At 61.3% G+C, this 26485-nt stretch carries 24 protein-coding genes; 6 read left to right on the top strand and 18 right to left on the bottom strand.

Annotated elements, in window-relative coordinates; translation table 11 throughout:
- Nucleotides 1-3: 3 nt before the first annotated feature.
- From NMA58_RS26370 to NMA58_RS26295, 16 genes are all read right to left on the bottom strand, one after another.
- Nucleotides 4-855, bottom strand: a complete 852-nt coding sequence (locus NMA58_RS26370) for an ABC transporter permease (protein ID WP_434713812.1) — start codon at nucleotides 853-855, stop codon at nucleotides 4-6.
- Nucleotides 852-1700: an ABC transporter permease gene (locus NMA58_RS26365; protein WP_434713811.1), complete on the bottom strand. Its 849-nt coding sequence runs from the start codon at nucleotides 1698-1700 to the stop codon at nucleotides 852-854. The genes NMA58_RS26370 and NMA58_RS26365 overlap by 4 nt, the downstream gene beginning before the upstream one ends.
- A gap of 18 nt (nucleotides 1701-1718) precedes the next feature.
- The gene (locus tag NMA58_RS26360; protein WP_434713810.1) at nucleotides 1719-2810 is read right to left on the bottom strand and encodes a quaternary amine ABC transporter ATP-binding protein; all 1092 of its coding nucleotides are present in this window, start codon (nucleotides 2808-2810) and stop codon (nucleotides 1719-1721) included.
- A gap of 83 nt (nucleotides 2811-2893) precedes the next feature.
- On the bottom strand, nucleotides 2894-3745 hold the full coding sequence (locus NMA58_RS26355) for a glycine betaine ABC transporter substrate-binding protein (RefSeq protein WP_434713809.1): 852 nt from the start codon (nucleotides 3743-3745) through the stop codon (nucleotides 2894-2896).
- Between the two features lie 78 nt (nucleotides 3746-3823).
- Entirely contained in the window at nucleotides 3824-5170 is a 1347-nt protein-coding gene (locus tag NMA58_RS26350; protein ID WP_434713807.1) for an NAD(P)/FAD-dependent oxidoreductase, read from the bottom strand.
- A complete protein-coding gene (locus NMA58_RS26345; RefSeq protein WP_434713805.1) occupies nucleotides 5167-6684 on the bottom strand; it encodes an aldehyde dehydrogenase in 1518 nt (505 codons plus the stop codon). The genes NMA58_RS26350 and NMA58_RS26345 overlap by 4 nt, the downstream gene beginning before the upstream one ends.
- Entirely contained in the window at nucleotides 6669-7589 is a 921-nt protein-coding gene (locus NMA58_RS26340; protein WP_434713803.1) for a dihydrodipicolinate synthase family protein, read from the bottom strand. Before NMA58_RS26340 ends, NMA58_RS26345 begins: the two co-directional genes overlap by 16 nt.
- A complete protein-coding gene (locus tag NMA58_RS26335) occupies nucleotides 7586-8302 on the bottom strand; it encodes a GntR family transcriptional regulator (RefSeq protein ID WP_434713802.1) in 717 nt (238 codons plus the stop codon). The genes NMA58_RS26340 and NMA58_RS26335 overlap by 4 nt, the downstream gene beginning before the upstream one ends.
- Nucleotides 8303-8714: 412 nt before the next feature.
- A complete protein-coding gene (gene gfa / locus NMA58_RS26330) occupies nucleotides 8715-9287 on the bottom strand; it encodes an S-(hydroxymethyl)glutathione synthase (protein WP_434713801.1) in 573 nt (190 codons plus the stop codon).
- Between the two features lie 53 nt (nucleotides 9288-9340).
- Complete coding sequence (gene fghA / locus NMA58_RS26325) at nucleotides 9341-10177, bottom strand: S-formylglutathione hydrolase (RefSeq protein WP_434713799.1); 837 nt, start codon at nucleotides 10175-10177, stop codon at nucleotides 9341-9343.
- 2 nt (nucleotides 10178-10179) lie between these two features.
- Nucleotides 10180-11307 (bottom strand): S-(hydroxymethyl)glutathione dehydrogenase/class III alcohol dehydrogenase, encoded by a 1128-nt coding sequence (locus tag NMA58_RS26320; protein WP_097599304.1) that lies wholly within the window; start codon nucleotides 11305-11307, stop codon nucleotides 10180-10182.
- Nucleotides 11308-11398: 91 nt separating this feature from the next.
- Nucleotides 11399-12091: a dimethylsulfonioproprionate lyase family protein gene (locus NMA58_RS26315; RefSeq protein WP_434713796.1), complete on the bottom strand. Its 693-nt coding sequence runs from the start codon at nucleotides 12089-12091 to the stop codon at nucleotides 11399-11401.
- 15 nt (nucleotides 12092-12106) lie between these two features.
- Entirely contained in the window at nucleotides 12107-13036 is a 930-nt protein-coding gene (locus tag NMA58_RS26310) for an electron transfer flavoprotein subunit alpha/FixB family protein (protein ID WP_434711540.1), read from the bottom strand.
- Between the two features lie 25 nt (nucleotides 13037-13061).
- Nucleotides 13062-13811: an electron transfer flavoprotein subunit beta/FixA family protein gene (locus tag NMA58_RS26305; protein ID WP_434713795.1), complete on the bottom strand. Its 750-nt coding sequence runs from the start codon at nucleotides 13809-13811 to the stop codon at nucleotides 13062-13064.
- A 128-nt stretch (nucleotides 13812-13939) separates the two neighbouring features.
- Nucleotides 13940-14545, bottom strand: coding sequence for a dimethylsulfoniopropionate lyase (locus NMA58_RS26300; protein ID WP_434713793.1), 606 nt, complete (start codon nucleotides 14543-14545; stop codon nucleotides 13940-13942).
- Nucleotides 14546-14587: 42 nt separating this feature from the next.
- Nucleotides 14588-16624, bottom strand: a complete 2037-nt coding sequence (locus tag NMA58_RS26295) for an FAD-dependent oxidoreductase (RefSeq protein ID WP_434713792.1) — start codon at nucleotides 16622-16624, stop codon at nucleotides 14588-14590.
- Between the two features lie 146 nt (nucleotides 16625-16770).
- Here NMA58_RS26295 and NMA58_RS26290 point away from each other — a divergent pair, with 146 nt between their 5' ends.
- From NMA58_RS26290 to NMA58_RS26265, 6 genes are all read left to right on the top strand, one after another.
- Nucleotides 16771-17400 (top strand): TetR/AcrR family transcriptional regulator, encoded by a 630-nt coding sequence (locus NMA58_RS26290; RefSeq protein ID WP_434713790.1) that lies wholly within the window; start codon nucleotides 16771-16773, stop codon nucleotides 17398-17400.
- 10 nt (nucleotides 17401-17410) lie between these two features.
- On the top strand, nucleotides 17411-18205 hold the full coding sequence (locus tag NMA58_RS26285) for a pyrroline-5-carboxylate reductase family protein (protein WP_434713788.1): 795 nt from the start codon (nucleotides 17411-17413) through the stop codon (nucleotides 18203-18205).
- A gap of 68 nt (nucleotides 18206-18273) precedes the next feature.
- Complete coding sequence (locus tag NMA58_RS26280; protein WP_097601208.1) at nucleotides 18274-19275, top strand: ABC transporter substrate-binding protein; 1002 nt, start codon at nucleotides 18274-18276, stop codon at nucleotides 19273-19275.
- 92 nt (nucleotides 19276-19367) lie between these two features.
- Nucleotides 19368-20255: an ABC transporter permease gene (locus NMA58_RS26275; protein WP_097601207.1), complete on the top strand. Its 888-nt coding sequence runs from the start codon at nucleotides 19368-19370 to the stop codon at nucleotides 20253-20255.
- Complete coding sequence (locus tag NMA58_RS26270) at nucleotides 20248-21327, top strand: quaternary amine ABC transporter ATP-binding protein (RefSeq protein ID WP_085781790.1); 1080 nt, start codon at nucleotides 20248-20250, stop codon at nucleotides 21325-21327. The genes NMA58_RS26275 and NMA58_RS26270 overlap by 8 nt, the downstream gene beginning before the upstream one ends.
- Before the next feature lie 1447 nt (nucleotides 21328-22774).
- Nucleotides 22775-23773: an AraC family transcriptional regulator gene (locus NMA58_RS26265; RefSeq protein WP_434713786.1), complete on the top strand. Its 999-nt coding sequence runs from the start codon at nucleotides 22775-22777 to the stop codon at nucleotides 23771-23773.
- Between the two features lie 55 nt (nucleotides 23774-23828).
- On the opposite strand, the gene NMA58_RS26260 is transcribed toward NMA58_RS26265, so the two are convergent.
- Both NMA58_RS26260 and NMA58_RS26255 read right to left on the bottom strand, forming a co-directional pair.
- Nucleotides 23829-24104 (bottom strand): hypothetical protein, encoded by a 276-nt coding sequence (locus NMA58_RS26260; protein ID WP_434713785.1) that lies wholly within the window; start codon nucleotides 24102-24104, stop codon nucleotides 23829-23831.
- Complete coding sequence (locus tag NMA58_RS26255; RefSeq protein WP_434713783.1) at nucleotides 24101-26395, bottom strand: FdhF/YdeP family oxidoreductase; 2295 nt, start codon at nucleotides 26393-26395, stop codon at nucleotides 24101-24103. The genes NMA58_RS26260 and NMA58_RS26255 overlap by 4 nt, the downstream gene beginning before the upstream one ends.
- Between the last annotated feature and the right edge of the window lie 90 nt (nucleotides 26396-26485).

The raw sequence follows: 26485 nt of genomic DNA, 5'->3' as shown, positions 1-26485 counted from the left end.
TGCTCATCTCGCCTTCGGCAGACTGCCGCGGTCGAGCAGGCCGCGAGACAGCCGGTCGAGCAGAAGAGCGACTGCGACGATCGCCAGGCCTGCTCTCAGGCCGAGCCCCAACTCCATGCGCGTCAGGCCCCGCGTCACTTCCGCGCCGAGACCGCCTGCGCCGACGAGGCCGGCGAGCACCACCATCGCAAGCGACAGAAGGATGCATTGATTGAGACCGACGAGCAGTGTCTGCTTGGCGAGCGGAATTTCGATCTTCCAGAGGATCGAGCGGGGCGGTGCGCCGATGGCGCTGCCGAGCTCGAGGAACACCTTCGGCACCTGATTGAAGGCCAGCGTCGTCAGTCGCAGCATCGGCGGAATGCCATAGACGATGGTGGCGATAATGGCCGGCACCCGTCCGAGGCTGAAGATCATCACCGCCGGAATGAGATAGACCCATGGCGGCACGGTCTGCATCACGTCGAGAATCGGGCGAACCACCGCCTCCAATGTCTTGTAGCGCGAACAAAGCACGCCGATTGGGAAGGCAATGAGGACGGAAATCACAACGGCGACGGTCACAAGAGCAAGCGTCTGCATCGACGCCGTCCACAGCCCGACAAGCAGGCAGAAGCCGAGGCAAAGGCCGGCGAGGATCGCGGCGCGCAGGCTGACTGCGAAGAATGCCAGCAGGACGACGATGACGATCAGCGCATAAGGCGGCACGAAGAGCAGTGCCGTCTCGATTGCCGACAGGACCGTTTCGACCACGGTGCTGATGGCCGCAAACAGCGGATGAAGATTGGTGTTGAGCCAATCGACGGCTGGGGCTAGGAAGGCGCCCGGCGAAAACTGCAGGATCGCAGGATTCATGACTTCCTCCCTGTTCCCAGGCGGGCAGCACTCTGGGTTATCCGGTCAATCACCATGGTCAGTACCACGATTGCGATCGCGGCATTGATCGAGGTCGCGATATCGAGCGTCCTGATCGCGCCATAGATCGTCTCTCCGAGCCCGCCGGAGCCGACGATGCCGGCGATGACGACCATACCGAAAGCCATCATCAGGCTCTGGTTGATACCCGCCATGATGCTCGGCAGCGCAAAGGGAAGACGGATCTTGAAGAACATTTTCGCCGGCGTCATCCCGAGTGCCTCTCCGAGTTCGATGAATTCCTTAGGCGTCATGCGGATGCCGAGAGAGGTCAGGCGGATGGCCGGCGGCACGGCGACGATCACGGTGGCGATCAGCGCCGTCGCCGGCCCGTAGCCGAGCAAGGCGATCGCCGGCAGCAGGTAGATGTAGGGTGGCATGGTCTGGATGAGATCGAGGCCCGGCTCCATGAAGCGATCGAGAGCCGTGAAGAAGCCGGCGGCAATGCCGACCGGAATGCCGATCGCCAGGGCGATCGTGGTGGCGGTCAGGACCAGAGCCAGCGTGCTCATCGTCTCCGGCCACAGCCCCATCGAAAAACAAAGCGCCAGCGCGACGCCGCTCAGCAGCGCGAACCAGACATTGACCAGCCGCCAGCCGATCAGCGCCACAATGACGGCGACCACGTAAAACGGCGGAAGCTCCAGCAGCCAGAGGATCCCGTCATAGAGACCCTCGAGAAGCTGTCTGATGTAGTCAAACAGGAATTCCCCGTTGTCGCTCACCCACTCGAGCGCGGAGTCCGTCCATTCGTCGAAAAGATCGGTGAAGGCTGAACTGTCCATGTCAATCAGCTCCCTGGGTCACGCCGCCGTCAGATCGGGGGCGGAGGTTCCCTTGACACCCATCAAGAGGCTGCGCGGTGTAACGACGCCCACGACTCGATCGTTATCGACGACGGCAATGGCGTCGCGGTCCGATTGCATCGTCAGGGAGATAAGCTCGTCGATATCGGCATCCGGCGTCGTGCGCGCAAGCGACGCGATATCGGAATTCGCAGCGCTCTGCTGGAATTCGGCAACGCTGCGCATGACGGAATGCGCCTTGATCAGATGCAGGCGGGAGATGCCGGCGACGAACTCGGCGACATAGGAGTCGGCCGGGTTGAGGATGATTTCCTCGGCCGTGCCGGTCTGAATGATGACACCGTCCTTCATGATGGCGATGCGGTCGCCGATGCGGATCGCCTCGTCGAGATCATGGGTGATGAAGACCGCGGATTTGCCGAGCGCTTTCGTCAGCTGGCGGAATTCGTCCTGAAGCTGGCGCCGGATCAGCGGGTCAAGCGCGCTGAACGGCTCGTCCATCAGAATGATCTCGGGGTCGGAGGCAAGCGCGCGGGCAAGCCCGACGCGCTGCTGCATGCCGCCGGAGAGTTCGCTGGGATAGCGGCTCACCCAGTCGGCGAGGCCGACTTTCTCGAGGGCGGCGGCGGCGGTCTTGTTTCGCTCCGCCTTCGCGATGCCTTGGACTTCGAGGCCGAAGGCCGCATTTTCCAGAACTGTCCGGTGCGGCAGCAAAGCGACGCTCTGAAACACCATGCCGATATTCTTGGCGCGCATCTGCCGGAGGTCGACCGGCGACAGGCTGGCGAGATCACGCCCCTTGACGAGAACCTTGCCGGAACTCGGCGTAATCAGCTTGTTGAGCAGGCGAATGAGCGTCGATTTTCCGCTGCCCGACAGCCCCATGATGCAGAAGATTTCGCCGCGCCGCACCTGAATGCTCGCATCCGAGACGCCGACGACGCAATTGAACTCCTGCAGGACCTCTTTCTTGCCGAGACCACGCTCCTTGATCGACTTCATCGCCGCAGCGGACTTGCCCCCGAAGACCTTCCAAAGGGACTGGCAGTCGATCAGGACATCCTCGGCATCGATATTGACGGTTTTCATGGCGATCCCCTTTGAGCCAATGGCGCTGGCTTCTCATTAGGTTTCAAGATGGCCGCCCGACGGATCGGGCGGCCACGAGGTGCTCACTTCTTCTTGATGTTTTCCCAACGCTTGATCAGGTCGGCGTGGGTGCCGATCCAATCCTGCACTGCCTGGTCCATGGTCTTGCCATCCTTGACCGCGCCGTTAATGGCGGTGATATCGGCGATCGGCACGTAGACACTGGCCATGACCTCGCGGGCATGCGGGTATTCCTCGGAGAAGCCCTTATGGCCGATCCAGTAGTAGCTCTGCGGCGGCGGGAAGACGCCCTTCGGATCCTTGAGGTACTTGACCTCGTACTTCTGAACCATCCAGGACGGCTCCCAGATGGTGACCGCAATCCACTCCTGGCGATCGTAAGCGGATTTCAGCGCCGCCGTCATCGCAGCCGTGCTGCCTTCGACGAGCTGGAGCTTGAGGCCATATTCCTTGACCGCATTCGAGGTATCACGCATCAGGCCGGCGCCCGGTTCGATGCCGATGATCTTGCCACCGAACTTGTCAGCGTTTTCATTGAGCTGTTCGAGCGAGTCGATCGGAACATACTTCGGGACGGCCACGCCCTGATAGAGGCCGTGTGACACCGGGGAAATCTTTTCCAGGCGGTTCTTGTTCTTGTCCCAATAGTCCTGAGCGACGTAGTCGGTTTGCGAGGTGAGTGCCTGGATGTCGCCCTTGGCAAGGGCGGCATAGGCAATGCCCCATTCGGAGAATTCAGTGACCTTCACGGTGTAACCGGCATCTTCGAGAACCTTCTTGGTGATACCGGTGATGGGGGTCAGGTCTTCCCATGCCATCGTTCCCAGATTGATCGTCTTCTCTTCCGCGCGGGCAGGCAGGATGCTGATCCCAATCACCGCAGCGGCGCAAAGCGCCTTCCACAAAGTCTTCATTGTTGTTACTCCTGGTTTTCGTTCCCATTCTCATTGAAGCCTGCGGACGGCAGTCTTCATATTGCGCCGGCCGAGGGATCATCCCTCGCGGCCGGCTCGCAATTCCTGAAAGCGGATGACCGAGTTGATGCCGAGCCATGCGATGGGCTCGGGCGGCAGTCTCGTCGGTTTCGGCTGGTTCTTGTATTTGTCGAGCTCGGGGCTTGCGGCTCCCGTCGCAAGATCTGCCGCCATCATGCCGGCAAAGGTACTCTTGACGGTGCCGAGACCGTTTTCGCAGCAGGCGGAAAAGAGCCCTTCCTCGACCTCACCGAACGCCGGCACATGATTTCGGCTGAGGCAGAGTGCACCCGCCCAGCTGTATTCCATCGGAAGGCGCTCCAGCCCCGGAAACCGGACATCGAACGAGCGGCGCTGCTCGGCCGCAATGCCGGCGACCCGCTTCTCCGATACTTTGAGGCTCGGGTCGTAGGTGAACCTGGTCCTGACGACGATCCGCGAACGCCCGTTCTTGGTGATCTTGCGCACCGTAGCGCCCATCGGATCGGCCGGCAGCAGCGCCCAGCGATCGACGCCGGTGACGTCGCCGCCGAATTCGTTCTGGGAAAAGGCCGATGTCATCGACGCATAGGTGAAGATGTGCATCAGCCGGCCTCGGAAGTGGCCGAAGCTCTGAATATGGCCGTTTACACCCAGAATGACCCTGGGCGCAGATACGGAACCGCGCGCGGTCTTTGCCTTCCAGGTTCGGCCCTCGCGCGCAAGCTCCAGAACCGGCGAATGCTCGTGAATCGCGACTTTCGAAGAAAGCCCGTGTGCCAGGCCGCGAATATAATCGGCGGGCTGGATCATCACGGCACCGGGCGTATAGAGCCCGCCGAGATAGTGACGCGAGCCTGTCATTTCCCGCATCTGATCGGCGTCGAGAACGCGATGTTCCTCGCCGATCTTTTCGAGCGACTTCCGGTAGTTGTCGTTGAGCCCCAGCCCCCGCTCGGAGGCTGCGGCATTCACCTTGCCCGCCGGATCGAATGTCTCTGCGGACAGGCCGTATTCGGCTGCGGCATCGGCGGCAAAGGAGATCGCCAGACGGTTCTGGCGAATCTCGTCCTTCGTCGCCGCTTCGTCGGCGACCGAATACTCGCCCGAGGACAGATTATGCGGCACGTCGATCATGAAGCCGGAATTCCTTCCGGCCGGACCCTTGGCGAGTTCGCGGGCCTCCAGGACGACGATTTTGTCTTGGGGCCGCGATCGCAAGAGGCGGCGTGCCGCCGACAGACCGGCAAATCCGCCGCCGATGATCAGCCAGTCTGCGGTAATGTCGTGTTCAAGCGCCGTTACGGGAAAGGCACGTTCGCTGGTCGCCTCCCACCCCGAAACACCGGTGTCGGTCGGCAGGTGCTTGATCACACGGCGGCTCATCGGATCGTCTCGTCCACCGACCGTTCGGATATGTCGATCCAGATGGTCTTGAGCTCGCAGTAATTGTCGTGGGCGAAGACCGATTTGTCGCGACCGCCGAAACCGGACTCCTTATAGCCGCCGAAGGGGGTCGAGGCATCGCCCTCACCGAAGCAATTGACGGTGACGAGGCCGGCGCGGATATCGCGGGAGAGCCGAATCGCGTTGCGCAGACTGCCGGTATAGATCGACGCGGTCAGGCCGTAATTGGTATCGTTGGCAAGTGCGGTAGCCTCGGCCAGGTTTTCGAAGGTGGTGACCGAAAGGATCGGTCCAAAAATTTCCTCCTGGAACAGCCGGCTCTTCGGCGTGACGCCATCGACAACGGTCGGCTCGATAAAGGCCCCCTCATAGGTCTCACCGCCATGGGCGAGCGAGAGTTTCTCGGTCTTCACATCATCGAGGAAGGATTTCACCTTCTCGAAATGGGTCTTGCTGACGAGTGCACCAATACGGTTTTCCGGGTTCAGCGGATCGCCCGTCTTCCATTCGCGCATATAGGCGCCGATGCGTTGCAGCAGTTCGTCCTTGATGCTGGCATGGACGATCAGGCGCGACGTGGCCGAGCAATTCTCGCCCATGTTCCAGAAGGCGCCGTTGACCACCTGCTCGGCAACGAGATCGAGGTCTTCCGCATCCGCCAGCACCACCGCCGGGTTCTTGCCGCCGCATTCGAGCACGACCTTCTTGAGGTTGGAGTCCGCGGCGTAACGCAGGAAGCGGCGGCCGGTCGGCGTCGACCCGGTGAAGGCCACCATATCGACGTCCATGTGCAGGCCGATCGGTTCGCCAACCTCCCGGCCGGAGCCGGTAACGACGTTGAACACACCAGCCGGAATACCCGCCTCATGGGCAAGCTCGGCGACGCGCAGCGTCGTGAGCGTCGTTTCCTGCGCCGGCTTGACGATGACCGAGCAGCCGGCGGCGAGCGCCGGACCGATCTTCCAGGCCAGCATCAGCAGCGGGAAGTTCCACGGCAAAACACAGCCGACCACGCCGATCGGCTCGCGCACCACCATGGCCAGCGCATTGGCGCCGACATTGTTGGTGTTGTCATAGAGCTTGTCGATGAGCTCGGCGTGCCAGCGGATCGTATGAATCGTATCGGGAACGTCGACCGTCTGGCATTCGCGCACCGGCTTGCCGCTGTCGAGGCTTTCCAGAACGGCGAGTTCGTGCCTGTTCTGCTCCATGAGCTTGGCAAGCTTCAAGAGCACTTCCTTACGCTCACCCGGCGAGCGAAGGCGCCAGCGTCCGTCGTCGAACGCGTCCTTCGCCTTCTCAACGGCGAAGTCGACGTCGCTGGAATCGCAGGCTGCGATCTCGGCAAGGACCTCACCCGTCGCCGGGTTGGTGGAGGTGAAGGTCTTGCCGGAATTTGCCGGACGGAATGCGCCGTCAATGAAAGCGTTGGTCGGAAGTTGAAGACCGGCGGCAATCGCCTTGTATTCGGCTGCGGTCAAGGGTTCATGCATTGGTTGGCTCCCGACGTGATCTGGCCGACCGTGCGCTTCAACGTGGAAACGACGGTCTGAAGGGTTCTTTTCTCTTCGGAGTTCAGTCCGCGCAGCGGCGCGCGTACCGGGCCGGCCGTCAGGCCGATGATCTCGCAACCGTGCTTGATCGACTGGACGAACTTGCCGCATTCTAGGAAATCCATCAGCGGTAGCATCGCGCTCATGATCGCCCGGCCCTTGTCGAAGTTCTTCTCGACGACGCAGGCCTCATAGAGGGCGACATGCTCGCGCGGCAGAAAATTGGAACCGGCGCAGACCCAGCTCTTCGCGCCCCATGCGAAGAATTCGAGCGCCTGGTCGTCCCAGCCGCAGGAGAGCGAAATGTGCGGGAACTTCCGAGCGAGCAGGTGAAGATTGCCCATGTCGCCGGAGCTTTCCTTGATGGCGACGACGTTCTTCGACTTGCCGACGCGAGAAAAATACTCCTCGCCCATCACCACACCCATCCGGGCGGGATAGTTGTAGAGCATGATCGGCAGGTTGGCCGCCCGATCGACCGTCAGCGCATGCACCGCATTCTCGCGTTCGGTCGGCAATGCGTATGGCGGCGACGACACCAGGATCGCATCCGCACCGATTTCCTTCGCCGACTTGGCGTATTCGACCGAATCTTCCGTGCGCGTGGCGCCGGTGCCGATGATGAGCGGCAGCCGCGTCCCGATGACTTCCTTCGCATAGGCGGCGAGCTCGTAACGTTCCTGGCTGCTCTGGGCGTAGTATTCGCCCGTCGAACCGCCGACAATGATGCCGTGGACGCCGGCCTCAATCAGCGACTCGAGCACGGCAGCGAATGCCGGCCGGTCGATCTGTCCATCCTGATCGAGCGGCGTCACCGCCGGTGTATAGATCCCCTCAAATTTCACGATGACTTCTCCAATAACTGCGTGGCCGGACCGCCAAGATGGGCATCCGCCTTAAGGCCTTGCGGGGCGATGAACATCTCCATGTTCTCGCGAGACAGTTCCCAGTGTTCGAAGACGAGGTCGACCACGGCGCTCTCGTCGTGAGCACCGAGAGCCTCGATGAACCCGTCATGATGGTCGACGGCAATTTGCAGCCGCCGCCGCATGTCATCGTTTCTCGGGCGGAAGAAGGTGTGGCCGATGCGTGCGTGGTCGATGAGCAGCCGGCCGAGGCTCGGCTGCAGGTAGTCATTGCCCGACATCTCACCGAAAATTTCATGAAAGCGATTGTTCTCCAGAACCATCGCCAGCGGGTCCTTAGTCTCGCTGGCGGCCCGGAACCGTTCCTGGGTCTGCCTCAGGTCGACAAGCTGCGCGGGCTTGAAGTTCTGCACGGCGAGACGGCCGATCGCCGCATAGATCATCGGCGCGACAAGGAAGAAATTGCGCAGCGTGGAGTGGTTCATCGGAATGACCCGCGCACCCCTGTTCTCGCGGATGTCGATATAGCCCTCGCCGGCAAGGCGACGAAATATGTCCCGCACCGGGGTGCGCGACAGCCCGTACTTCTCGCTCAGACTGACCTCGTCGAGATCAGCGTCCGGATCCAGCTCCATCGTCAGAATCTGGCGTTTCAGGTCTTCGTAGAGATTGCTCTTGGGTGTCTTCGCCATCGTCGATCTCCGGTCGCTTGTTGCTCTACGCCGGGGAAGATGACACGCCGCCCAGACAGAGTCAATAATTGTGTACTCTCTGTACACATTAATAATTCCTCGATTACACAATTTGCGAAGAGCATGTTTATGAGCGCGGACGATGATCAGTGTCCCGACGACAAGGGAGACTGTTGCCGCCGATAGCGGGAGGCTTGATGCCGCTGCTTATTTTCGGAAATGACGGGCATGGCAAAAGCTCCGCGGCGGCAGCCTTCGCGGAGTTCTTCTCATGGGTTGTCGTGGCAGGTGGGCTGGATTGGCTCCAGCCAAGGTCGATTACAGGACCTCAAGACGCCGGCCATCGCCGGAGGTTACGACATGCGGATGACGGCTGCATCCGGGGAGCGCCTGTTCGGCGCCCCCCGAAGAATTAGGCGGCCAGGACGCCGCTCTTTTTGGCGGTCCAGGTGGCGATATAGTCCATCAGGCCGGGCGAGAGGCAATCATAGGGCTCGAGGCCCGATGATTTCAGCTGCGCCCTGACGGCGTCCATCTTCGAAGGGTCGAAGCCGCTTTCGATGATCGACGACACGAAGGCTGCGAAGGTCGGCTTTGCCCAGCCGCCCTCCTGGAAGCGCTCCGGATGGACGAAGGACAACCCCTGGAAGGGATGCTCGCGCTCGACCGGTCCGTACATATGCACCCCGCACTCCTTGCAGGCATGCCGCTGGATCAAAGCTGCGGAATCGATGACTGCGAGCTTGTCGCTGTTTTCCAGCACCTCGACGCTTTCGGTCGGCGCGACAGCCACGAGCGAGAAGACCGCGCCTTTCGGCTTCCAGCACTTGGTGCAGCCGCAGACATGGTTGTGGGCGATTTCACCCTTGATCCTCACCTTGACCGGATTGCTTGCGCAGTTGCACACAAGCGTTCCGCCGGCGAAAGCAGCGTCAGTCGCTCGAAAGCCTGAATCCACTGCCGGATGTATGGCTATGCTGGTCATTGCTTCTCCTTCCCTCCCTGGCCGTTTGCGAAATGCCCGGCCGAGCTCTGCAACTAGTTTCCCAGCCTCTGCGCATGCCAGCGCAGATGGTCTTCCATGAATGTCGAAATGAAGAAGTAGGAATGGCCGTAGCCTTCCTGCATGCGAAGCTTGAGGTTGATATCAGCCGCCTCGCAGGCTTGCCTGAGCTCGTCGGGACGCAACCCGTCCTCCAGGAAGCTATCGGCAGTTCCCTGGTCGACGAGCAGTTCGGGAAAGCGATGCCCGTCTTCGATCAGCGAGCAGGCGTCATAGGCCCGCCAGGCCGCCTCGTCGGCACCAAGATATTTCCGCAGGGCCGGCTTCGACCAGCCGGAAACCGAGGGATGGCTGATCGGCGCGAAGGCCGAACAGCTGCGGAAGCGATTCGGGTTCTTGAGTGCGATCGTGATCGCGCCGTGTCCACCCATCGAGTGACCGAATATCCCCTGGCGGTCCATGTCGACCGGAAATTCCGCAGCAAGGAGCCGCGGCAGCTCGTCGACGATATAGCTGTACATGCGGTAATTGGCCGAATAGGGCGGCTCAGTGGCATCGACATAAAAGCCCGCACCCTTGCCGAACTGCCAGTTGTCGGCCTCATCGGCAACGTGGTCACCGCGGGGGCTGGTATCCGGGCAAGCGATGACCAGACCAAGTTCGGCGGCAAGCCGCCGATACTCGCCCTTGTCCATGACGTTGGCATGCGTGCATGTCAGGCCGGACAGATACCATAGAACCGGCAGTTTGCCCGCGCCGGCCTGCGGCGGCACGAATACCGCGAAAGTCATGTCGCAATCGCAGGCCTCGGAGCGTTCGACGTAGACGCCCTGAGTGCCGCCGTAGGACTTGTCGGTCGAGATCGTTTTCATTCTCAATACACCACCACGCCGCGGATGCTTTCACCCTTGTGCATCAGGTCGAAGCCCTTGTTGATGTCTTCGAGCGGCATGGTGTGGGTGATCATCGGATCGATCTGGATCTTGCCCTGCATGTACCAGTCGACGATCTTCGGCACGTCGGTGCGGCCGCGCGCGCCGCCGAAGGCGGTGCCCATCCAGTTGCGGCCGGTGACCAGCTGGAACGGCCGCGTCGAGATCTCCTGGCCGGCGCCGGCCACGCCGATGATGACCGATTTGCCCCAGCCGCGATGGCTGGCCTCCAGCGCCTGGCGCATCACCTTGGTGTTGCCGGTGCAGTCGAAGGTGTAGTCGGCGCCGCCGATCAGGTCGCCGCCCCGCTTGGTCATGTTGACCAGATAGGGCACGATGTCGTCGCCGACCTCCTTCGGATTGACGAAATGCGTCATGCCGAACTTCTCGCCCCAGGCCTTGCGATCCGGGTTGATATCGACGCCGATGATCATGTCGGCGCCGGCAAGCCGCAGGCCCTGAATGACGTTCAGGCCGATGCCGCCAAGGCCGAAGACGATCGCCGTCGATCCGACCTCGACCTTGGCGGTGTTGATGACGGCGCCGATGCCGGTGGTGACGCCGCAGCCGATGTAGCAGACCTTGTCGAAGGGCGCGTCGGGGTTGATCTTGGCGAGCGCGATCTCCGGCAGCACCGTGTAATTGGCGAAGGTCGAGCAGCCCATATAGTGATGGATCTTGTCCTTGCCGATCGAAAAGCGCGAGGTGCCGTCCGGCATCACGCCCTGGCCTTGGGTGGCGCGGATGGCGGTGCAGAGATTGGTCTTGCGCGACGTGCAGGAATAACACTCGCGGCATTCCGGCGTATAAAGCGGAATGACGTGGTCGCCCTTCTTGACCGACGTCACACCCGGGCCGACATCGACGACGATGCCGGCGCCCTCATGGCCGAGGATGGCGGGGAACAGGCCTTCCGGATCGGCGCCCGACAGGGTGAAATCGTCGGTGTGGCAGATGCCCGTCGCCTTGACCTCCACCAGCACCTCGCCGGCCTTCGGCCCCTCCAGCTGCACGGTCATCACTTCCAGCGGTTTTCCGGCCTGAACGGCTACGGCGGCGCGAACGTCCATTTGATAATCCTTTCTGTTGAATCATTTCGATAGCGAGATATGCAGAGCTACGACCTAGACATCGAAACGAGCTGCTTCCGCCTCATCCTCGTTATCCCGGCTCGACCTGACACCAGACCGCGAGAAGCGGCTGGGCCGTACATCTTATCGCAAAAGATTGCCCCGCATCATTCGCGAAAACTGTTCCGGTCGCGGCGGAAAACCATTGGGAATCGTCGAGGCAGATTTCGCCCGGCGAAAGCAGAATGAAGGCACGCGGTTGCGTCTGAACATGATCGGGAAAGCGCGTGTAGCGATCCATATAGATCACGCCCACCCGGAGATCGGCCCGCTCCTCCAGGCCGCCCGGACCGATCAGGACGGCGTGGGAGTGGGTGTTGCCGAAGTTCAGGCTGGCAAAGGGGCCGCTCCGGCCACGTCTCCACAGCAGTTTGTCGGCGAGACTTTTGAACTGGCCGGCGATCGCCTCATATTTTCGTCCGGATTTTGCCAGATGGCCAATGGCGTCATCCAGCCCTCCCGGCACGCCAGGAAGAGGGTCGCCCTCCGGCCGCACCTTGCCTGTCTTGAGCAGCCTCTGCAGCACCTTGCCGGCAACGAAACTGGCAACGGCGGGAGCCTCAGCCGACAGCATCAGTCCGCCGATATCGTTGAGGAATTCCTGCAGCGGCCGAGGACGCCTTTCCCTGCCGATGTCGTGCAGCCTGATATAGGCCGGCTTTTCCTCATCGTTCAGGAGAAGGTCGGCACCAGGTCTGATTGGACGTCCCACCGCTCGCGCCACGTTCGGTCTCCTCGCTCAGAGCGCCTTTTGCAATTCCGGCAGCGCGTCGAAGAGATCGGCGACGAGGCCGTAGTCGGCAACCTGGAAGATCGGCGCCTCCTCGTCCTTGTTGATGGCGACGATCACCTTCGAATCCTTCATGCCGGCCAGATGCTGGATGGCACCGGAGATGCCGCAGGCGATATAGAGATCGGGCGCCACCACCTTGCCGGTCTGGCCGACCTGCCAGTCGTTCGGGGCATAACCGGCATCGACGGCGGCACGGCTGGCGCCGACGGCAGCACCGAGCTTGTCGGCCACCGGCAGGATGACTTGCCTGAACTTCTCGGCCGAACCGAGTGCGCGGCCGCCCGAGATGATGACCTTGGCCGAGGTCAATTCCGGACGTTCCGACGCCGACAGGGCATCGGAGACGAAACGCGACAGGCCCGGATCGGAGACGGCCGGGATCGCCTCGACCGTTGCCGAACCGCCTTCCGCTGCCGAGGCGAAGGAAGCGGTGCGCACGGTGATCACCTTCTTGGCGTCGCTTGATTGCACCGTCTGGATGGCGTTGCCGGCATAGATCGGCCGCTTGAAGGTGTCGGCGGAGACGACTTCGATGATCTCCGAGACCTGGGCGACGTCGAGAAGGGCTGCCACCCGCGGCAGCACCGTCTTGCCGACCGAGGTGGCGGCCGAGACGATCGTGTCATAGGAGCCGGCGAGCGAAACGATCAGATCGGCCAGCGGTTCGGCGAGATTGTTGGCAAGCGCGTCGCTTTCGGCGAGCAGCACCTTGGAGACGCCGGAGAGTTTTGCCGCCTGATCGGCCGCAGCCCTGGCAGCCTTGCCGGCAACCAGCACATGCACGTCGGAGCCGATCTGGCTTGCCGCCGTCAGCGCCTTGGCGGTCTGGTCGGAAAGGTGATTGCCGTCATGGTCGGCCAGAAGAAGAATGGTCATGATAGTTGCTCCTGTTCCAGCCCGATTACAGCACGCCGGCTTCGTTCTTCAGCTTGTCGACGAGTTCGGCGACCGACTTGACCTTGACGCCGGCCTTGCGGCCGGACGGCTCCTCGGTCTTCAGCACCTTCAGCCGCGGCGTCGTGTCGACGCCGAAATCGGCAGGGCTCTTCTTGTCGAGCGGCTTCTTCTTCGCCTTCATGATGTTCGGCAGCGAGGCGTAACGCGGCTCGTTCAGTCTGAGGTCGGTGGTGATGACCGCCGGCAGCTTGATCTCGATCGTCTGCAGGCCGCCATCGACCTCGCGGGTGACCTGAGCCTTACCGTCACCGATCTCGATCTTCGAGGCAAAGGTCGCCTGGGCCGAGCCCAGCAATGCCGCCAGCATCTGGCCGGTCTGGTTCGAATCGTCGTCGATCGCCTGTTTGCCGACGATGATAAGGCTAGGCTGCTCGGCATCGGCGACCCCCTTAAGGATCTTGGCGACGGCGAGCGGCTCGACGGCGTCGTCGGTCTCGACTAGGATCGCCCGGTCAGCGCCCATCGCGAGCGCCGTGCGCAGCGTTTCCTCGGCCTTGGCCGGGCCGATCGACACCACCACCACTTCTTCCGCCTTGCCGGCCTCCTTCAATCTCAGCGCCTCTTCCACCGAGATCTCGTCGAACGGGTTCATCGACATCTTCACATTGGCAAGCTCGACACCCGTGCCATCCGGCTTCACCCGGATCTTCACGTTGTAGTCGACAACCCGCTTGACGGGCACGAGAATCTTCATGGCAAACCCCTATATCCAAAGCGCGTCGCGATCTTTCAGATTCGCTTGCTCTGCGCTCTTTGTTTTTACGTAAGCCGTTGTCACAACCGCCGCACAGCTTTGCGCGACATGCTTTAGACAGCCGTCCGTCAATGCGACCGCTCGGCAAGCAACGCCCAGAAGGCGAAGAGCGGCACCTCCACCGACCTCATGGCATGTTTGATCCCGGGAATATTATAGAACGATCCGCCGATACCAGGCGAAAACCAGTTCCCCTCCCCCTGCTGGAACTCTCCCTTGGACAGCACGAGATAGACTTCCTCCGGCGCATGGTCGTGATCGGGATAGCGCACGTGAGGCGCCATCAATGTCACGCCGAACCACAGGTCACTTCGCTCCTCCAATCCACCCGGCCCGACGATCATGGCATTGGCATGCCCATCAACGAAATTGTCGCTGGCCGTGGTGTGGTCATACTTTGTGCGGCGACGCCATTCAAGCATTGGCTCGATGCCTTTGAACCCCTCGATCAATCGCGCCAGCGAAGCATAGGACGTATCGATTGCGAGCGCCATATCGAGGTGAGCGCAGACCGGTAACCGGCTTCCCTCTCCCGCGCGCGCAGTCCCCGGCCGCTCCAGCGCCGCGAAGAACTGCCCGATCGAGCGGCGGGCTGCCGGAGCCCTGGCGAACTGGCCGAAAGCGATCGAAGCGGCTTCCAGGAAACGCTGGAGGCTTTCGTTTCGCAAACTCATATCAGTTCCTCCCGATCGGCCAACAGGCGGCCGCTCTGACAATCATATATCCTTCGCGATGCGCAGACCGTCATAGACAGCGGCATGTGTGTTGCGAGCAGCGACGGCGTCGCCGATCCGGAACAGCTGGAACTTGCCCTCGGGATTGCGGATGATCGATTGCGGTTGCCCCTGGAGAAGCTGATCGTGCGAGACCTCGCCCAGATTTTTCGACTTGGGCTTCAGCTCGAAATAGAGTTCGTCGAGCGGGATGGTCCCGTGATTGACGACGATCTGGTCGTAGCTGTGCTGCCGAGCAATTCCGCCGTAATCGCTGCCGATATGGGCGACGAGCTGATTACCGCTCTTCTCGACGGCCTCAAGCCGATAGGTAACGGTGAAGGTCACGTCGTACTTTTGGAGCGAACGCATATAGGGCACCAGGTTCATGGCCATGACCTCCGGCGCGAAGGACCGGTCCGGCGTCATGATCTCGACCTTGGCGCCTGATTTGGCGAGGAACTCCGCCGCCTGCAGCGCTGCATGATCGCCGGCGTCGTCGAAAACAAGCACGTTGGAACCGGGTTTCACATCGCCGGAGATGATGTCCCAAGACGAGACCACCAGCTCGTTGCCCTTTGAGAGAACCTCGGTATGCGGCAGGCCGCCGGTGGCGATGATGACGACGTCAGGATTTTCGGCCTCGATCGTGTCGGCTTCCGCCCAGGTGTTGAAGTGGAAGGTGACATCGTATTTCTCACACTGGCTCATGCGCCAGTCTATAATGCTGATCATTTCCCGGCGGCGTTCGCTTTGGGCGGTGAGGCGGATCTGACCGCCTGGATTGTTCGCCGCTTCGAAAACGGTCACTTGGTGGCCGCGCTCTCCCGCGACGCGCGCCGCCTCCAGCCCGGCCGGGCCGGCGCCGACGATGACGACCTTCTTTCTGACCTCGGCCTTTGCCGCGATATGCGGCATCGTCAGTTCGCGGCCCGTGGCGGCATTGTGAATGCAGTAGGCCGCCCCGCCCTGATAGATGCGATCGAGACAATAATTGGCGCCGACGCAGGGGCGGATATCCTCTTCCCGCTTCTCGATGATCTTGCGGACGATGTGCGGGTCGGTCATGTGGGCTCGGGTCATGCCGACCATGTCGACTTTGCCTGCTGCAATCGCATGACGCGCCGTGGCGACGTCGGGAATCTTCGCCGCATGGAAGGTCGGGAAGTTGGTCGCGGCGCGGATTTCACCGGCAAAATCCAGGTGCGGCGAGTTCGCCATGCCCTGGATCGGGATGACGTCGGTCAAACCCGGGTCGGTGTCAATGTGGCCGCGAATGACGTTCAGATAGTCGATAAGCCCGCTGTCGCGCAGCCGCTTGGAAATCTCTATGCCTTCGGCCTGCCCGTTGCCGCCGGGCAGACATTCGTCCGCCGTATAGCGCACGCCGAGGATGAATTCGTTCCCGACCCTCTCGCGGATCGCCCTAAACACGTCGAAACAGAAGCGCATGCGGTTCTCGAGCGCACCCCCATAGGGGCCGTCAAGTTCGTTCGTGAGCGGAGACGCGAACTGGTCGATCAGGTGGCCGTAGGCCTCCAGCTCGATTCCATCCATACCGCCGGCCTTCATCCGTTCGGCCGCATCGGCGAAATCCTTGATGATGCGCTCGATGTCCCAATCTTCCAACTTCTTCGGGAAGGCGCGATGCGAAGCCTCGCGATGATGCGACGGGGCGACGACCGGCAGCCAGTCGCCCTTGTCCCAGCGCGTGCGCCGGCCGAGATGAGTGAGCTGGATCATGATCGCCGCCCCCTCTTCATGCACGGCGTCGGTCATTTCCCTGATCCAGGGCACGATCTCGTCCTTATAGGCCAACAGGTTGTTGAAAACAGGCGGACTGTCCCTGGAAACCGCGGCGGAGCCTGCCGTCATCGTCAAGGCCACCCCGCCCTTTGCCCGCTCTACCGTATAGGCCCGATACCTTTCCTTCGGCATGCCGTCCTCGGGATAGGCCGGCTCGTGCGAGGTTACGATGATGCGGTTGCGCAGCGTCAGATGCTTGAGCTGATAGGGCTGAAGTAGGGGATCGTTCGACATGGACCGTGGTTCCGGATTAAAACATCGAAGCAAACGCTAAGGGTGATGTACATATGTGTCAACATTGAAAACACGAAGGTCATTATTTTCGACACTGATGTACATTTTTCTTGTGCCAAGCCGCGGAAGTTGATAGGAGATAATGCATGGACCAGGCTTTGAACGACACCGGCTGGCGCGGATCGCAGGAAGGATGGCTGGAGGCAGCTTACCAGTCATTGCTGGAATCCGGCGTGGATTCGGTGAAAATTTTGCCGCTCGCAAAGAAACTCAATCTCTCGCGAACGAGCTTCTACTGGTTCTTCAAGGATCGGGAGGAACTCTTGAGCGCGCTCGTGGCGCGGTGGCGCGAGAAAAACACCGGCAATATCGTCAAGCAGTCCGAAGCCTATGCGGAGTCGCTCGCAGAAGCGATGCTCAACGTTTTCGATTGCTGGCTGAACACCAACCTCTTCGACGCCAAATTCGAGTTTGCCGTGCGCAGTTGGGCCTTGCAGTCGGACGAACTTCTGGCCGAGGTCCAGCAGGCGGATCAGATCCGGCTGGAGGCGCTCAAACGCATGTTTATGCGGTTCGGGTTACCAGAAACGACATCGGATGTCAGAGCGCGGACAACTTACCTCGTTCAGATCGGGTACATTTCCATGCAGTCGAAGGAGGAACTCGCCGTCCGCATGAAACGGATTCCCGAATATATTGCGATCTACACGGGCGAAGTGCCGCTGCAGAGGGAGCTCGACCGCTTCTTCGCGCGGCATGGCTATAGGCCCGGCTGAGGAAACCGAGATGAGCGTTTCCTTGAGGATTGGTATTGTTGGCGGTGGCGGCTGGCTGGGTGGAGCCATCGCCGGCACGATCGTCGATTCCGGCCTGGTCGATCCTCGAAATCTCTGCCTCTCCTATCGCAGCCGGCAGCCCGACCGTTTCCCGGATTCCTTCTGGACCACCGACAGTCAGGAACTTGCCGACTGCTCGGATGTGATCCTCCTCGCCGTTCGCCCCAACGACTGGCGTCCGTTCGCTCTCGATGCTTCCGGCAAGCTCTTGATTTCGGTCATGGCCGGCATTCGCCTGGGCGACCTTTCGCAACGCCACAAGACAGGCCGCGTCGTCCGCGCCCTGCCAAATGCCGCTGCCGAAGTGGGGAAATCCTATACCCCCTGGATCGGCGCGAACGACATCACTGGAGATGACCGGGCCGTCGTCCGCGCGATCTTCGAGACCTGCGGATCTGAGGACGAGGTCGCAAGGGAAAGCGACATCGATTATCTCACAGGCCTTTCCGGCTCCGGGCCGGCATTCCCGGCGCTGCTCGCCGCCGCCATGATGCGCGATGCCGTCGCCCGCGGCCTGCCGGCCGAAGTTGCGCGCCGCGCCGTCAATACGGTGATATCAGGCGCCGGCCGGCTGCTGGAGCGCCGCAACGAATGTCCCGAAGACATCGTCCAAACCTTTCTCGACTATCGCGGCACCACCGCGGCAGCCATCGAAGGCATGCGCGCCGCCGGGTTCGACGCTGCGGTGGGGGAAGGACTATCGGCAGCATTCAAGAAATCGGTGGGTATGGGAGCTGTTTCCTGACGACCGTTGAGGGCGGGTACTGCGGCACCCCGCCTGGCCAGATCAGCCGCTAAATAGAGGGAACGAGAATGAAGAAACTACTTGCATCGACATGCTTGACGTTCGGCCTGATCGGCGGCGCGTCCTTCGCCGGCGCCGCCGAATGCGGCAGCGTCACCATCGCCAGCATGAACTGGCAGAGCGCCGAAGTTCTCTCCAACCTGGACAAGTTCATCCTGAACGAAGGTTACGGCTGCAGCGCCGACATCACCGTTGGCGACACCGTCCCGACGATCACCTCCATGGCTGAAAAGGGCCAGCCCGATATTGCGCCCGAAGCATGGATCGACCTGCTTCCTGACGTCGTCAAGAAGGGCACGGAAGAAGGCCGCATCGTTCAGGTCGGCTCGCCGCTGCCGGATGGCGGCGTACAGGGCTGGTGGATTCCGAAATATCTCGCCGACGCCCATCCCGATATCAAAACGATCGGCGATGCGCTGAAGCATCCGGAACTCTTCCCCGATCCCGAAGATCCGAAGAAGGGCGCCATCGTCAACGGCCCGCAGGGCTGGGGCGGCACGGTCGTCACCTCGCAGCTCTACAAGGCGTTTGATGCCGAAAAGGCGGGCTTCACCCTTGTCGACACCGGCTCTGCCGCCGGTCTCGACGGTTCGATCGCCAAGGCTTACGAGCGCAAGGAAGGCTGGGTCGGCTATTACTGGGCGCCGACCGCGCTGCTCGGCAAGTATCAGATGGTCAAGCTCGAAGCCGGTGTGCCGGAGAATGCTGCCGAGTGGAAGCGCTGCATCACGGTTGCCGACTGCCCCGATCCGAAGCCGGCGGCATGGCCGGTCGATCACGTCGTGACTCTCGTTGCCAAGCCTTTCTCTGAAAAGGTCGGCCCCGAGGTCATGGACTACCTGAAGAAGCGTTCATGGAGCAACGATACGGTCAACAAGCTGATGGCCTGGATGACCGACAACCAGGCAACCGGCGAAGACGGCGCCAAGCACTTCCTGGAGGAAAACAAGGACCTCTGGACCAAGTGGGTCTCGCCCGAGGCAGCCAAGAAGATCGAAGCTGCTCTCTGAGCCAAAATAGCGGTGCGCGAAAGCGCACCGCTTCTCACGCGCCGACAAAATCAAAAAAGACTGCCGCGGCACTTTGACGAAAGGGGAACGAGATGGAATGGTTTTATAAATTCCCACACATGAACGATGACGCGCTTCGCAATCTGAAGAAAGCGATCGATGACGGCTTTCGCGGATTTACCCGCAGCTACGGCGACGGCATCGAAAGCCTCTTCGTCCCGCTGCAGCATTTCCTCATCGCTGCCGAGCGCTTCATGACGCAAACGCCGTGGCCGATCATTACCCTGATCATCCTCGTCATTGCCTGGTTTGCGAGCCGCAGCTTGAAGATCGTCCTCGGCTGTCTGGTGACGCTGATGCTGATCGGCTACTTCGACATGTGGGACGACACGATGCGGACGGTCTCGATGATCTTCGTCTGCACGGTTCTTTCCATCGCCATCGGTATCCCGATCGGCATCCTGATGGCCCGTTCCGACCGGCTGCAGCGCGTCGTCAATCCGATCCTCGACGTCATGCAGACCATGCCGAGCTTCGTCTACCTCATCCCCGTCGTCATGCTCTTGGGTATCGGCAAGGTGCCGGGCCTGATCGCCGTTGTCATCTACGCCATCCCGCCGATGATCCGCCTGACCGATCTCGGCATCCGGCTCGTTGACAAGGACGTGCTCGAGGCCGCAGATGCCTTCGGCACCTCCAGGTCGCAGAAGCTCTTCAAGGTGCAGCTGCCGCTGGCGCTTCCCACCATCATGGCCGGCATCAACCAGACGATCATGATGGCGCTCGCCATGGTGGTCATCGCTTCCATGATCGGCGTTCAGGGCCTCGGCCAGCCGGTGCTGAAGGCGATCGCCAACCAATACTTCACGCTGGGCATTTTCAACGGCCTTGCCATCGTCGGCATCGCCATCATCTTCGACCGGGTCAGCCAGGCATATGGCAAAAGGCTCCAGAAGCATCGGGAGACCGTCCATGGCTGAGCATCGTTTCGGCGGCATCAAAATCCGCAATCTTTACAAGATCTTCGGCCCCAATCCCACGGCTTATGTCGAAGCGGTGCAGAAGGGCCTGACGAAAGCCGAGCTCAACGCAAAACATGGGCACGTGCTGGGGCTCAGGGATATCAATGTCGAGATTCCCTCCGGCCGAATCCAGGTCATCATGGGCCTTTCCGGATCGGGCAAATCGACGCTCATCCGTCACATCAACCGGCTGATCGATCCGACATCGGGCGAAGTGCTGGTCGACGGCATCGATGTCGTGAAGATGAACGAGACCGAATTGCGGACGTTCCGGCGGCAGCAGACCGCCATGGTGTTCCAGAAGTTCGCGCTTCTGCCGCACCGCAACGTCCTCGACAACACCATTTTCGGTCTCGAAGTGCAGGGTATGGAGCGCGCGAAAGCCGTTGACGTCGCTATGCGCTGGATCGAGCGCGTCGGCCTGAAGGGCTTCGAACAAAAATACCCCAACCAGCTTTCCGGCGGCATGCAGCAGCGCGTCGGCCTGGCGCGGGCGCTCTCCAACGATGCCCCGGTTCTCTTGATGGACGAGGCCTATTCGGCTCTCGACCCATTGATCCGCACGGATATGCAGACGGTCCTTCTCGATATTCAGAAAGAGATCAAGAAGACCATCGTCTTCATCACCCACGATCTCGACGAGGCTTTGCGCCTGGGCGACCAGATCGCGATCCTGCGCGACGGCGAGGTTATCCAGCAGGGCACCAGCCAAGATATCGTGCTGCGCCCTGCGGATGACTACATCGCCAACTTCGTCAAGGAGGTCAACCGAGGCCGGGTCATCCATGTCGAGGCCGTCATGACACCTCTGCACACCGTGGTGGCGCCGGGCGGTTTGACGATCGCATCGGGCACGACGGTGGAAGAGGCCCTCCGAATGCTGGCTTCGACACCGGACGATGATGCCAGGGTGGTTTCGCCTTCGGGGGAAACACTGGGCCTTGTCACCTTCCGCCAGCTCGCTGGCGCAATGGTGAATTCGCAGGAGGTGGCCTCCCGACACGACAACACCCTTTCGGTCGCGCTGTGAACCTCCGCAGGCGGCCTTTCCCGGCTGGCCGGCGAGATCCTGCTTGCCGGGATGCAGCCTCGCCAGGGGGAGATCCTCGACCTCATCGGCTAGTACGAGCGGCAACTGACAAAGCTCGGACTCGACGTCAGGTTCAACTCCTATCGAATATCGAGACCGTCGGCGCCGATGCGCGATCCTGGCGACAGGCTCATATTCTCCCGAAACCGGCCTCCAGAAAGGCCTGCCATCCGTTGAGACGCTACCCGGCATCGAAAAGGGCAATCACGAGGCCGGTCATAGCGCGACAGGCAAGTCCGGCCGGCAAGTCCTCCTGCTGGACGAAGATGGCGGCTGGTGCGGCTGCGGAACCGCCTGGAAACCTGCCGAAGACGGGCATTCGGCGACAATACTCTCAGCGCACGACCGCCGACGTACCGCTGCGCCAGACCCTGAAGAGGCTGGGCTTCAAATGGCTCAGCATGGAATGGCACCAAATGGCGTCAGTTTCTGGATCTCAATACCGGCGAACGCACCTTTGAGGAGGGCGACAGCTGGTGCTCGCCACGACCAACGCGGCGGCCAGCGCGCGGGGCGAGGAATTGCGCTCGTTAGGTATCGACGCCGTCGAGATCGGCGGCTGCGCTGCGCTTCGCCAAGGGCCGGCGAGTCGGACCTGGAGATCTGATTCCCGGCCCCGAAAAGCGGCGCGGAAAGCGTCAACCTGTACATATTGCGCAGGACCAGTCCAGACTGCGTCACGAAAAGCCGATTGACGGACAATATCGGCGCGCGCCAATTGCTCCATCGCCAGGGAACACTAAACTAAGCCCGACCGGGGCCATGATGGTCTACGGTCTGAAAGCCACCGCTCCATCGATCACCCCATATGATGGACGGGGATTACATCCATACGCACTCCATCCCGTGCGTATGCCAACTGCCTGTCAGCCTGCCGAAGGCTATCTCGAGCGGTCCACTTCAGAACCTTCGGCAGGCGACTCTTGGATGGCGCCTTGAATGTGCCCTATGCGCACGCTGGCTAATCGTTTCATCACGGGATCACCATCAAAGCAGCAGTTCCAAGGCCTTGCCAAGTGCAGCCGGTTCTGTCAGTTCCTGCCGACTGGCCAGGAAAATCCGACAGATGGGAATTATCGATAAAACATTTAAAAGGTCTGCGTTGCCGACGCCCGCCACGCGCGAGCTCTGCCTGGATCGGCTTGCCCCGGCCAGCAATACCGGCACCTGGATCAGGTTGAAACTTGCCCGTCTGGCTGCCGCTTACTGCGCTCTGGCTTCTTATCCGCTAATATACAGCCGAGCCTCGTCCGTCATGCCCTGGCAAGGGTGAGGAGAAAGATGACGCTCGGCGACGTGCGAACAAAAAGAGGGACGTACTTCATTCTGATCCAAGTGGCCGAGGTGTCGCGTTATGCGCGACGTCAGATGAAATAAGGAGGAGAGCATGACGGAAAACAGCGCCCAGCCATTCTCCTTCCGATTCCACGGTTCGTCTTTCGACAATATGGTGGAAACCCTCGGCGGCGCTTTCGGCGCGTTTGATGCCGAGCCTGTCGGCCGCGCCAAGGACTTTCATTGGGGATTGGATTTTTCGGTAGCCGAGAGCGCCGTCCTGCTGACGGGCTATCATGAGGCGGAGTTCCAATTCAACATCGAGCCGACTGTCAGCACGGCGGAGTATCTGTCGCTCGTCGTGCCGCGCCGTGGCGGCATGGGAGTCACCTATGGGACGCGCAAGGCCGAGGCCGGGCAAGGCAAACTGCTTCTCTACAATAATTTCGAACCCGACAGCGTTCTCATGCACGGGCAAGGCAACGTCATCGACGAACTGCTGATCAACTGGCCCGTCATCCTCCAGACGATCGGCCGTACGTTCGAAATGCCGTTCAGCGGCTCGCTCGACCTTCTGCCCGAACTGGATCTGTCGACGCCGGCCGGACGGACGATCGGCAACCTCACCGAAACGATCATTTCAGGGATGCGCGACGACGGTCCCCTGCTGCAGTCGCCGATCGCTATGGCTCACATGACCCAGGCGCTCGCCGATCTGGTCGTGCGCATGGTGCCACACCGGCTGTCGCATTTCCTTGACAAAGGCGCCGCCCTTATCGCTCCGAGGCATGTGCGCAGAGCGATCGAGTTCATGCAGGCCAATATCGATCAGCCGATCACCATGCCAAAGGTGGCGGAAGCGGCCGGCGTCTCCTGCAGAGCCCTCGAAACCGGTTTTCGCGCGTTCAAGGGAACGTCCCCCGCCGCTTATCTGCTGACGCTTCGTCTGCGCGCCGCACGGCAGGATCTGATCGATCCCGAGTGCAGGGAGACGATGAAGGCCATCTGCCTCAAATGGGGATTCTTTCATTTCGGCCGCTTTTCTGCGGTCTACAAGGCAACCTATGGCGAATACCCGTCCGAAACGAGAAAGCGCATGAGCCGCCGGTAACTTGCAGCTGAAGCGCACCGCAATCTTTCAGCTTCGCTCTTTGCGCTTTCGGTTTTTAGGGCTTAGCCAATCGGTAGTGCACTCGCATTGTCCTCGGATCCCGATTGACGACTTGAAGCATATCATCACGCTCCGCCAGCGCGCTGAGGTCCCGCAACACAAGGGCATGCGCGATCCCCAGCATGCGCGCAAAGGAGCGGCTGTCGGACGCGATCCCGAGCTCGGCAGCGACGAGCAGACCGGCCTGCAAGGAGGTCAGTCGGAGGTCCCTATCCTGCGCCGCAGCGACAAGGGCAAGAAAACGGTCGGAGCCGATAGCCTCGTTGCTCACGCGGCGTCTCGCTTGCGCAAGGAAACCATGATCGATTTCGAGGTCGGCGTATCGCTTTCCTCGCCGGCGCTGCCAAGCGGCACGAGCACATTCAGTTCAGGGTAATAGCCGGCAATGCTGCCCCGCGAAATATCATAGGGCACGAAGCGGAAATCCCGCGCGATACGCTCGATACCGTCATCGTGCTCGCCGATCACGTCGACACGGTCACCGGCCTCGGCATTCATCGCTTTCAGATCCGCCGGATGAATGAAGATGACCTGCCGCTCTCCGTAGACACCGCGATATCGGTCATCCAGACCGTAGACAGTCGTATTGTATTGGTCGTGCGACCGGAACGTCTGCAGAGCGAAACGCCCCTCGCCTCTTCGCGCACGCTGATGCACGGTCTCCTCTGGAAGCGCCGGGCAAGAAAATGATGCCCTGCCTGCCGGCGTCTGCCACTCCCGATGGGCGGCCGAGTTGCGCAGATGGAAACCGCGCGGCTTGCGCAGGCGGGCATTGTAGTTTTCAAAGCCGGGAATGGTCGCCGCGATATGATCGCGGATGCGGTCGTAGTCGTTGGCGAGTTCCGCCCAGTCGACCACGGAGGAGCCGACCGTCGCCTGCGCAATGCCGGCAATGATGGCGACTTCCGAGAGGAGATGCGGCGAGGCCGGCCGGTTGATTCCGGCGGATCCATGCACCATGCTCATCGAATCTTCGACACTGACGAGCTGGCCACTGCCGGCAGCGTTCAGGTCCATCTCGGTGCGGCCGAGGCAGGGCAGAATGAAGGACGCCTCGCCGGGCATCAGATGCGAATGGTTCGGCTTGGTGGCGATGTGCACCGTCAGTTTCAGCCGCCGCAGCGCCTTTTCGACCAGCGCGCTGTCGGGCGTGGCGCGGGCGAAATTGCCGCCGAGGCCGATGAAAGCTTCGGCCGAGCCATCAAGCATCGCCCCAATTGCGGCAAGAACATTGTGGCCATGGTTGCGGGGGACGGCAAAGCCGAAATGTTTCTCCAGCGCATCGAGGAAATCGTCCGACGGCTTTTCGTTGATGCCGACGGTGCGGTCGCCCTGCACATTGGAATGGCCGCGAACCGGGCAGAGGCCGGCGCCCGGCTTGCCGATATTGCCGCGCAGGAACATGAAGTTGGCGATCTCGCGGATCGTCGCCACCGAATGCAGATGCTGGGTCACACCCATCGCCCAGGTGCAGATGACCCGCTCAGCCCTGATATAGACCTCGGCCGCCCGTTCGATCTCCTCGCGGCTCAGTCCTGACTGGTCCTCGATATCTGCCCAGGCCGTCGCCTCGACCGCGGCCCGGTATTGCGCAAAACCGGCGCAATAGTCGGCCAGGAACGCATGATCGAGAACCGGCGGCAGACCGGCGGCAATCGCAGCGTCTTCCGCGGCCAGCACCGCCTTTGCCATTCCACGCACCGCGGCCATATCGCCACCGAGCTGCGGCTGCAGATAAAGGCTGGCAATGTCGGTCGAGCCGCCGCGCAGCATCTCGATCTTGTCCTGCGGATCGGAGAAACGCTCCAGCCCGCGCTCGCGGATCGGATTGAAGACGACGATCCGCGCGCCGCGCATCGCCGCCCGGCGCAGGTCGCCGAGCATTCGGGGGTGGTTGGTGCCGGGGTTCTGGCCGATCACGAAGATCGCATCCGCCTCCTCGAAGTCCTCCAGAAGCACGGTGCCCTTGCCGACGCCTACCGCCTGGTTCAGGGCGATTCCACTTGCCTCGTGACACATGTTGGAACAATCGGGAAAGTTGTTGGTGCCGTAGATGCGCACGAACAGCTGATAGAGGAAGGCAGCCTCGTTGCTGGCGCGGCCGGACGTATAGAACTCCGCCCGATTAGGATTATCGAGGCCCTTCAGAATGCTGCCGACCTCGGCAAAAGCATCCTCCCACGCCACCGGCAGGTAACGGTCGCTCGCAGCATCGTAACGCATCGGATGGGTGAGGCGGCCATTGAGCTCCAGCTCGTAATCCGACAGCCGGCGAAGCTCAGAGACCGTGTTCGCCGCGAAGAAGGCGGGTGTCGCCCGCTTTTCCGTGGCCTCCCATGCGACGGCCTTCACGCCGTTCTCACAGAATTCGAACGACGATCCATGTTCCGGATCGCCCCAGGCACAGCCCGGGCAATCGAAACCATCCGGCTGGTTCGCCTTCAGCATCGTTCGCGCCCCGGAGACCGGCATGCCGCTTTGCAGCAATTGTTTGCCGCAGCTTTTCAGAGCGCCCCAGCCGCCGGCTGCCGCCGATTTCTTCCCAATGAATTTTGTGTCCATGCGCCCTGTATTGATGAAGGGCGCTAAACATCAAGGGCGTACGAATGATGACTCGATAGAAGAAACCTATCGAGAGCTGTAGCGCGTGCT

It is taken from the genome of Rhizobium sp. YTUHZ045 (assembly GCF_051124255.1).
GTDB lineage: Bacteria > Pseudomonadota > Alphaproteobacteria > Rhizobiales > Rhizobiaceae > Rhizobium.
Note: the sequence above shows the minus strand (reverse complement) of the source record. Positions and strands in the feature narration are given on the sequence as shown.

Bases quoted from the DNA above. Each gene is read 5' to 3' on its own strand.
- NMA58_RS26335 (WP_434713802.1), bottom strand. From the start codon at position 8,302: ATGGCGAAGACACCCAAGAGCAATCTCTACGAAGACCTGAAACGCCAG.
- NMA58_RS26290 (WP_434713790.1), top strand. From the start codon at position 16,771: ATGGACCAGGCTTTGAACGACACCGGCTGGCGCGGATCGCAGGAAGGA.
- NMA58_RS26275 (WP_097601207.1), top strand. From the start codon at position 19,368: ATGGAATGGTTTTATAAATTCCCACACATGAACGATGACGCGCTTCGC.
- fghA (WP_434713799.1), bottom strand. From the start codon at position 10,177: ATGAAAACGATCTCGACCGACAAGTCCTACGGCGGCACTCAGGGCGTC.
- NMA58_RS26270 (WP_085781790.1), top strand. From the start codon at position 20,248: ATGGCTGAGCATCGTTTCGGCGGCATCAAAATCCGCAATCTTTACAAG.
- NMA58_RS26300 (WP_434713793.1), bottom strand. From the start codon at position 14,545: ATGAGTTTGCGAAACGAAAGCCTCCAGCGTTTCCTGGAAGCCGCTTCG.
- NMA58_RS26355 (WP_434713809.1), bottom strand. From the start codon at position 3,745: ATGAAGACTTTGTGGAAGGCGCTTTGCGCCGCTGCGGTGATTGGGATC.
- NMA58_RS26255 (WP_434713783.1), bottom strand. From the start codon at position 26,395: ATGGACACAAAATTCATTGGGAAGAAATCGGCGGCAGCCGGCGGCTGG.
- NMA58_RS26280 (WP_097601208.1), top strand. From the start codon at position 18,274: ATGAAGAAACTACTTGCATCGACATGCTTGACGTTCGGCCTGATCGGC.
- NMA58_RS26345 (WP_434713805.1), bottom strand. From the start codon at position 6,684: ATGCATGAACCCTTGACCGCAGCCGAATACAAGGCGATTGCCGCCGGT.
- NMA58_RS26285 (WP_434713788.1), top strand. From the start codon at position 17,411: ATGAGCGTTTCCTTGAGGATTGGTATTGTTGGCGGTGGCGGCTGGCTG.
- gfa (WP_434713801.1), bottom strand. From the start codon at position 9,287: ATGACCAGCATAGCCATACATCCGGCAGTGGATTCAGGCTTTCGAGCG.
- NMA58_RS26320 (WP_097599304.1), bottom strand. From the start codon at position 11,307: ATGGACGTTCGCGCCGCCGTAGCCGTTCAGGCCGGAAAACCGCTGGAA.
- NMA58_RS26305 (WP_434713795.1), bottom strand. From the start codon at position 13,811: ATGAAGATTCTCGTGCCCGTCAAGCGGGTTGTCGACTACAACGTGAAG.
- NMA58_RS26370 (WP_434713812.1), bottom strand. From the start codon at position 855: ATGAATCCTGCGATCCTGCAGTTTTCGCCGGGCGCCTTCCTAGCCCCA.
- NMA58_RS26365 (WP_434713811.1), bottom strand. From the start codon at position 1,700: ATGGACAGTTCAGCCTTCACCGATCTTTTCGACGAATGGACGGACTCC.
- NMA58_RS26310 (WP_434711540.1), bottom strand. From the start codon at position 13,036: ATGACCATTCTTCTTCTGGCCGACCATGACGGCAATCACCTTTCCGAC.
- NMA58_RS26350 (WP_434713807.1), bottom strand. From the start codon at position 5,170: ATGAGCCGCCGTGTGATCAAGCACCTGCCGACCGACACCGGTGTTTCG.
- NMA58_RS26265 (WP_434713786.1), top strand. From the start codon at position 22,775: ATGACGGAAAACAGCGCCCAGCCATTCTCCTTCCGATTCCACGGTTCG.
- NMA58_RS26360 (WP_434713810.1), bottom strand. From the start codon at position 2,810: ATGAAAACCGTCAATATCGATGCCGAGGATGTCCTGATCGACTGCCAG.
- NMA58_RS26295 (WP_434713792.1), bottom strand. From the start codon at position 16,624: ATGTCGAACGATCCCCTACTTCAGCCCTATCAGCTCAAGCATCTGACG.